Source organism: Haladaptatus sp., from assembly GCF_049589095.1.
Lineage (GTDB): Archaea > Halobacteriota > Halobacteria > Halobacteriales > Haladaptataceae > Haladaptatus.
In genome coordinates this window covers 1-7,692 of sequence record NZ_JBAWAC010000599.1, presented here as the reverse complement: position 1 = coordinate 7,692, position 7,692 = coordinate 1, and the positions used below count along the sequence as shown (strand labels likewise).

The 7,692-nt window shown below is 59.9% G+C and carries 7 protein-coding genes; 1 reads left to right on the top strand and 6 read right to left on the bottom strand.

Annotated elements, in window-relative coordinates; all coding sequences use genetic code 11:
* Positions 1–96: 96 nt before the first annotated feature.
* From WBV42_RS18800 to WBV42_RS18780, 5 genes are all read right to left on the bottom strand, one after another.
* Positions 97–1,047: an NAD-dependent epimerase/dehydratase family protein gene (locus tag WBV42_RS18800; protein ID WP_423987388.1), complete on the bottom strand. Its 951-nt coding sequence runs from the start codon at positions 1,045–1,047 to the stop codon at positions 97–99.
* Positions 1,044–2,630 carry an alkaline phosphatase family protein gene (locus tag WBV42_RS18795; RefSeq protein ID WP_423987387.1) on the bottom strand — a complete coding sequence of 529 codons (1,587 nt, stop codon included), beginning with the start codon at positions 2,628–2,630 and terminating at the stop codon, positions 1,044–1,046. The genes WBV42_RS18800 and WBV42_RS18795 overlap by 4 nt, the downstream gene beginning before the upstream one ends.
* Before the next feature lie 282 nt (positions 2,631–2,912).
* Positions 2,913–3,872 carry a polysaccharide deacetylase family protein gene (locus WBV42_RS18790; protein ID WP_423987386.1) on the bottom strand — a complete coding sequence of 320 codons (960 nt, stop codon included), beginning with the start codon at positions 3,870–3,872 and terminating at the stop codon, positions 2,913–2,915.
* An 88-nt stretch (positions 3,873–3,960) separates the two neighbouring features.
* On the bottom strand, positions 3,961–5,781 hold the full coding sequence (glmS, locus tag WBV42_RS18785) for a glutamine--fructose-6-phosphate transaminase (isomerizing) (protein ID WP_423987385.1): 1,821 nt from the start codon (positions 5,779–5,781) through the stop codon (positions 3,961–3,963).
* A gap of 481 nt (positions 5,782–6,262) precedes the next feature.
* The gene (locus tag WBV42_RS18780) at positions 6,263–6,673 is read right to left on the bottom strand and encodes a chemotaxis protein CheW (protein ID WP_423987384.1); all 411 of its coding nucleotides are present in this window, start codon (positions 6,671–6,673) and stop codon (positions 6,263–6,265) included.
* A 169-nt stretch (positions 6,674–6,842) separates the two neighbouring features.
* Between WBV42_RS18780 and WBV42_RS18775 the strand changes: the two genes are divergently transcribed.
* A complete protein-coding gene (locus WBV42_RS18775) occupies positions 6,843–7,184 on the top strand; it encodes an ArsR/SmtB family transcription factor (protein ID WP_253227331.1) in 342 nt (113 codons plus the stop codon).
* A gap of 390 nt (positions 7,185–7,574) precedes the next feature.
* On the opposite strand, the gene WBV42_RS18770 is transcribed toward WBV42_RS18775, so the two are convergent.
* On the bottom strand, positions 7,575–7,692 hold a 118-nt coding region (locus WBV42_RS18770), incomplete at its 5' end, for an integrase core domain-containing protein (protein WP_423987389.1).

The following is a 7,692-nucleotide window of genomic DNA, read 5'->3' as shown; positions in this document are numbered from 1 at the left end:
GTTGGTGGTGCTCTACCACTGAGCCACCCTTCCTCGTCTTACCCTTGGGGAGGGACTACCTTTGTTATGGTGGCCCTGAACGGGGGAAAAATTCGATCAGACCGTGAGTTCGCCGACGAGCGAATCGAGACCTTCGGAGAGCGAGACGGTCGGTTCGTAGTCGAGTCCCTCCCTCGCTCGCGTGATGTCCGCCCTGCTGTCGTCGATGTCGCCCGGTCGTGGATCGACGTGAACGACCTCCGAATCGGAGTCGGTCACGCGGCGGATCGCTTCAGCGAGGCCGCGAACCGTGACGCTCGACCCGGTGCCGATGTTGAACGCTTCTCCGACCCTGTCGGTCGTGGCGGCGCGGCAGTTGGCCTGCACCACGTCGTCGACGTGGACGAAATCGCGGGTCTGGGTTCCGTCACCTTCGATGGCGATGTCCTCGCCCTCGTTCGCACGGTCGAAGAAGGTACGGACGACGGCGCTGTACTCGGGGTTCTGCCGCGGTCCATAGATATTGAAATACCGTAGGACGACCGTTTCGAGCCCGTAGAGGTCGGAGAATCGGCGAGCGTACAGATCGGCGGTCAGTTTGTCGATGCCGTAGGGAGAGGTCGGTCGCTTTCCCGCCGATTCGTGAATCGGCACGGATTCGGGATGACCGTACACCGCGGCGCTGGAGGCGAGGACGACCCGCGCGTCCTCCCGTCGAGCGCAGTCGAGGACGAGCAGGCTCCCGTCGCCGGTGACGGCGTGGCTCCGGAGCGGTTGTTCGACCGACTTCGAGACGCTGACCATCGCGGCCTCGTGAAAGACGATATCGACGCCGGACATGGCCTCATCGACGACCGTCGGGTCGCGCACGTCTCCCTCGATGATGGTGACGTCAGTCGGAAGGTTACCGCGCTTTCCGGCGGAGAAATCGTCGAGGATTCGGACTTCGTTGTGGTCCACGAGCGCTTCGGCGAGGTGGCTGCCGACGAACCCCGCGCCACCCGTGATGAGAACCGTTTGGCCGCGTGGAACGACCGAGTCGTCGACCGATCGTCGTCCGCCGCTCATTCCATGTACCCCAGACCGCGGAGTCGATCTTCCACGCCGTCGAAGTCCGCTTCGACGGCTTCGGTCTCCCCGGATTTACCGTAATCCCGCTGTGAGACGGCCCGCCGTCCCGGTTTGGAGTTGGGATGGAAGATCTCCTTCAACACGCGACCGTCGGCGTCGGAGGGGACCGCCTCGTCCAACGCGTGAAGCAGGGTCGGGGCGACGTCCGTGACGTTCGCTTCGTTCGCCGTCGATTCCGCTTCGATACTGGCCCCCCACGCGAAGAAGATTCCCTCGGGGCGATGACTGGCGACCTTGCTCCCGCTGTCCCTGAACACCGAACGGGTGAGCGACACGGCCGTTTCGTACCCCTCGATGCCCTTGACCACGAGATCGGGTGAGTAGGGGTCCGTCGGGAACACCTCGTCCCCGTCGTGGACGTTCAGGGGGGTTTCGCCCGTTTCCGGGTCAGTCACCCCTTCGAACAGTGTTCGGAGTTCTTCCTTGAGCGCGGGTACGTCGGCGGGCGCGACGACGCCGGGGTCAAAGCGCATGGTGTCGTTGATGTAGACGTTACCCGACCCGTGGGCGAATGCGACCGTTTCCTCGAAGTTCACGTCGTAGAGGCTGTGGTTCCCGGGAACGTGCGTGGCGACGGAATCGACCAACCCCCGTGGAAGGTGCTCGATGAGCGATTTTTCGTTGATGCCGAGGCGGGCCATTAATCCCTCGACCCGGTCCTTCGTCAGCCCCATCTTGGCGAGCGTTCCTCGCGTCCCGTTGCCGCTCTTTCGCGTCAGCAGGTTCTCGCGTTCGAGCAGCGTGTTGAGGAAGGCGAACCGAGAAATCGGACCGAAACCGTGGTCGGAGACGACGAACAGTACCGCATCACGGGATTCGATGTACTCCATCACTTCCCCCAGAATCTCGTCCAGTTGCTGGTAGTGTTCGAGAAGCACGTCGTCCTCCCAGATGAGGTGCTGGAGGCGGTCGGGGGCGGTGTAGACGAAAAAGAACAGCCGCCACTGTTCCTCCATCAACCGTTGCATCAGGGTTCGACGCGTCGAGAGGAGCTTCGCCAGTTCCGCGCGGAACTCCTCGGGGCGGTCGCGGTACTCGTCCCACGAGAGGCCGATCTGGTAGTCCGGAATCTCGTCCGCGATTTCGTCCGCCAACTCGGGCGGTTGGGTGAACCCGTCGTCCATCTCCGGGGTCATCATCCCGGTGACGAGCGACCCGTCGATGTCGCTCGCCGGGTACGTCATCGGAACGTTGCCGACGACGGCGGGCGAGATGATGTCCCACAGTTCCGGACGGCGAACGTCCGCGCTGGTGTTCATCCGGTGGGTGTACCCCCGCTCCAAGTGTTGGAAGCCGTACAGTCCGTGCTTATCGGGCCAGACGCCGGTCGCGATCGTCGGCCATGCTAGCGGTGTCGAATCCGGTGTCGTACTCGTTAGCGGGCCGGACGCACCCTCCTCCAGCAACCGAGAGAAGTTCGGTAGCTGTCCTTCCCCTGTCCATCGCCGAATCAAATCCCATGGGACGCCGTCCAGTCCGAGGACGAACGCCCGTTCCGGGCTCTCAGTTTCCATCGACATAAGTTATCGTTGCCGGGGCAGTCCACCTGCCCGTGGCTCTACCGGTTTCACCATCGGGGTTCGCTTTGTTATGGGCTTGTTTCGAGGGGTCTGGGTGTGTCTACTCGGCGTATTTGGGAGCTGTTTCCGACGGTTCCCCTCCGAATACCGACTGGAGTAAGCAAAATCGTCCCGAAGCACTCCGACTGGTCGAGAATGTATCCCGATCGGCCGAGCAGCAGCAGCCTACTCTATCGAAACGCTGAGCGACGACGAGAAAAATCGATTCGAGAGAACCGGCCGCTACCGCGGACCGATGGGCGTTCGGGTCGTCGCGGGATCGCTACCGCGAATCGCACCCGCGATTTCGCCCATCGTCCGGACCTGAAGCCTCGCTTCGTCGCGCCGGGTTGCGAGATGTTCGAGGATCGTTCGCAATCGCTCGAAGTCCCGTTCCTCTGTGAAGTTGTTCGGGTGCATCCAGAGGTGAAAAACCCCTTCGTCGGCGTCCGCAGCGCGGTCGATGCCGCGCTTCGCCGAGCGAATGAGCGGGTCTCCCCAAAGCCGTTCGGTGACGGTTCGCGCCCGTCCCTCGTAACCGAACAGGAACATCGACGCCGGGATGTTCACCAGTCCGTACTCGTCGACTTCGGGTGTGACGAGCGGCGGACTCGTCCTGCTCACGAGCAAATCGATGAGCTTTCCGAGCGACTGGAAGCGCGACCCGTCGTACCAGAGTTCCGGTCGCTCGCCGCGGTAGCACGTGAGTCCGTAGGCGGCGAGCACGTCCCGATGACCGATCTTGTTTCGTGGGAAGACGAACGATTTGAGGGAGTACCCCGCGTCGTCCGCGGTTTCGATACTTCGTCGTGTCTCCGCGACTGCGACCTCCCGATTCGTCGCCTCGTCGCCGAGTTCGACGTGTGAAAACGTATGGCAGCCGAGTTCGTGTCGTGCGTCGGCGTCGATGATGGCATCGATCAGGCCGTCACCGAACCAGAACGGGTTCTCCGACGCACTGCTACCGGGGTCACGGTCGAACCAGTCGTCCGTCGATGTCGGATGGTTCGAGTGCGTCCCATCACACGATTCGAGAAAGAGATGACCGACAACTGCCCACGTCGCGGGGATGTTGAACTCGTCGAACAGAGCGAGAAGTCGAGACCACGACGTTCGTGCGGTCTCGACGTTCTCCTTGACTTCCGAGAGATCGTGATACCCCCATGCGAGTTCGGCGTCGAGCGAGAGGACGACGGCGTTCATGTCTGTCGAAAACCCGGTCGGAACGCGATTAAACCGCGCCGACCGTTCAGTTTCGTTCGGGTGGGTAAGCGAGGATTACCCGGTCGATTCATTCGACAGTCACGCTCTTCGCCAGATTACGTGGCTTGTCGATGGGTCGGTCGAGGAGGGCGGCGGCGTGATACGAGAGCAGTTGCAACTGGACGTTGGCGAGGATTCCCGCCGCATCGGGGTGCGTATCGGGAATCGTCAACACGTCGTCCGCGTGCTGGAAGATCGCCTCGTTCGAATCGCTCGCCACCGCGACGACCGGCGCACCGCGAGCGTCGACTTCCTTGACGTTGTTCAGGGTCTTTTCGTCGTGACGGCCGTCGAACACGGCGAACACCGGGGTTGCCGGCGTCACCAGCGCGAGCGGTCCGTGTTTCAGTTCGCCCGCCGCGAAGCCTTCCGCGTGCTCGTACGAAATCTCCTTGAACTTGAGCGCCCCTTCCAGCGCGACCGGGAACATCGTCCCCCGGCCGATGAAGAAGTAGGACTCGCTGTCGTGGTAGCGTTTTGCGACGCGGTGAGCTTTCGTGTAATCGAGGATCTGTTGGATGTGGTCGGGCAGGTCGCCAAAGGCGGACAGCACTTCCTCGATGCCGTCGCTTCGCGTGCCGACCGTGTCCCGGACGATTCGCTCGCCGAGGAGGGACAGCGAGGCGACTTGTGAGGAGAACGTCTTCGTGGCGGCCACACCGATCTCCGGACCGGCCCGGATGAACAGCGCGTCGTCACACTCGCGTGCGGCGGTGGAACCGACGACGTTCGTCACCGCGAGCGTCCGTGCACCGCTCGCGTTCGCCCGTCGTAAGGCCGAGAGGGTGTCCGCCGTTTCGCCGCTCTGGGTGACACCGACGACGAGCGTCTCCTCGTCCACCGGTGGCGGGGAGACGGCGTACTCGCTTGCGAGGAACGTCTGGGCAGGGACCCCGCGACGTTCCACGAAGCTATTTCCGGCGAGACCCGCGTGGTAGGACGTCCCGCAGGCGACGAACTGAACGCGTTGAACGTCCTCGAACGTCCCTGTCGGGAAATCCTCCAGCGAGATATCGCCGGTCGTTTGGTCAACACGCCCACGGAGCGTTTGACGGAGTGACGTCGGTTGTTCGTGAATCTCCTTCAGCATGTAGTGGTCGTAGCCACCCTTCCCAGCATCCTGTGGGTCCCAATCGAACGTCTGACTGGTGCGCTCGACCGGCGTTCCATCGAGTTTCGTTATCTCGTGCTGGCCGGGTTCGATGACGACGACATCACCATCGTCGAGGAAGATCACCTCGTCGGTGAAATCCAAGAAGGCGGGGACGTCGCTGGCGAGGAAGTGGGTTCCTTCCCTGACACCGAGGACGAGCGGCGACCCCGACCGAGTCGCGTACACGGCATCGCTTCCTTCGACCAACATCGCGACGGCGTAACTCCCCGAGAGCTCTCGGATCGTCCGCCGAAACGCCTCTTCCGGCGTCGCACCGCGTTCGAGATGATCCTCGACCAGATGCGGGATCACCTCGGTATCGGTGTCGCTTTCGAACGTGTGACCACGTTCGACGAGCCCCGTTCGGAGCGACTCGTAGTTCTCGATGATGCCGTTGTGAACGACAGCGACCTTTTCGTCACAGCCGGTGTGCGGATGGGCGTTTTCGTCGGTCGGTGGTCCGTGCGTACTCCATCTGGTGTGTCCGATGCCGAGGCCGCCGGACGGGACTTCGTCTATCAACAACTCCTTCAGGTGTGATATTTGGCCTTCACGTTTGAAGACCGCTGGGCCTCCCCCGTTTTTGACGGCGAGTCCGGCCGAATCGTAGCCTCGATATTCGAGGTTTTCGAGCCCGACGAGCAACTCGTCTACCGCGTCTTGCGTTTCGCCAACTCGGGCGATGATACCACACATTAGTCGAATACCTCCCAGTTGTCACTCATTGCCGACGAAGCGTTCGCAGGTGGTTCCAATGGACGGTACGACTTCCGATATCTGTTCGTCTATCGTTCGGGAATCTCATAGGCAACTCCGCTATGTCCAATACCCCGATATCTCCAATTCGGGGATGAACGGTAATTACGAATACCCGGATTACCTCTTTGTTATACGCCCTCTGACCGGTCTGAAGGTCGATCTTAGACCTCTCCAATGATGTCGTACTTGTCTCCGCTAGATGGATGCCGAGAAGGCATTTCGCAGGCGGTACGCTCGATACCACTCGGTACGAACCGGCTACTTTCGTTCCGTCACTGGCGGAAGCGAACGGATACCGAACTGGCCCTGCCAACACTGGATACAGACGTCCTACGGGGACCACCATCGACGTGAACGAGTTCAGTGGACGACCGCGACAAGAAAAGTGGGAACTGAATTTTCGCCGTGTCGTGTGGGCTCAGATGTTGATGGCGGATGGTTTGACCCAAATGACGAACTCATCGTCTTGCCGAACGACGCCGTGAACGGACTTGCTCTCGACCGACTCGTCCACGTCGGCGTCGTCGAGGCTGACGACTTGATTTACCTCGTCGATTACCCATCCGATGCTTCGCTCGTCTTCCGTCTCGAAAACGATCACCCGGTCACCTGCCCCGGACCCGGTCTGCCCGAGGACGGTTTTCGGGTTGACGATGGTCGTCGTCGTTCCCCGGAGGTCCATGACCCCTTCAACGTGTGGTTTCGAATCGGGAAGTTTCGTCAACTCGTGACGGTCCACGATCTCGTCGATGTGCGCGATATCGATGCAGTACTGTTTGTCTTCGAGACGAAAAACTAACACCTGCAACTCAGAAATTATTTTTGACATGAATGATTCTCCTTTGGGGATCCACTTTACTGTTCCGCTGAAGGCTATCTCACGAAAACTCCGTTTCACTTCGGTCAGACTCCTCTACAATTCTAATACTTTCAAATTAAGTTTCTGTGACGAGGGTGACGGTATCTTTTTATGCTCTTGTTATCAAAGTCGATAACCGATGGGGTCTGTGGAACTGCTGCGGGTGCTCGGTAACAAATACAACGCCGAAATACTCGACGCAACACACGAACCGAAATCCGCACAGGAGCTAAGCGAGGAGCTTGGTATCCCGATAGCGACCAGCTATCGCCGAATCGAAGAGCTCACCGAGGCGAACCTGCTCGAACTGACCGGGCGGGAGTTTTCGAACGAAGGTCGCCGGACGAAAGTGTACCGACGTGACATCGATAGCGTCGCAATCTCGTTTCAGAGTGATGGTATCGACGTGTCTGTCGGTGACCGTCCCGAAGTCGAGAACGCATTGGTAGACGTGTGGCGCGACCTGAAGGAGCAACAGTAACCCGTACAGTCCGTACAGTCCATAGTTCCGTGCTCTTCGGCGTCACACTCGCCATCTCGCGGTTCTCGATGGTTACGTTCGCCGTCCGTGGTATTCTCGGACCGGGCGGCGGACGCTGCTTCATCCCTTCATCAACTCTCCCTTCGTCGTTGCTACGGCCATCGAAACGATTGTCGGTGCGTTCACGTACGGTTTCGAAGGTGCTCTCCTCTCTGATTACCCATATATCTAACATTGATGGCTATCTGGTTATTTTTGGCATTTTTAATTATGACTAGATGGGTGGTCAGAACGTTTTTCTCCTTTGACGGCCCAATCATGGATTATATTCGCGTTATAGGCGTTCTAAGATTGATACCACACCTGATAATTGGATACGTAGGGCACTGTCTAGTTTAGCTCCTCCTCGACTGGTGTTTGATTGTTGAGCGATTGATGTGGTCTCTGATGATTATAGTAATGCACAAATTGTTCAAGCCACTGCTGGACGCTTGGCCGACTGCCCACC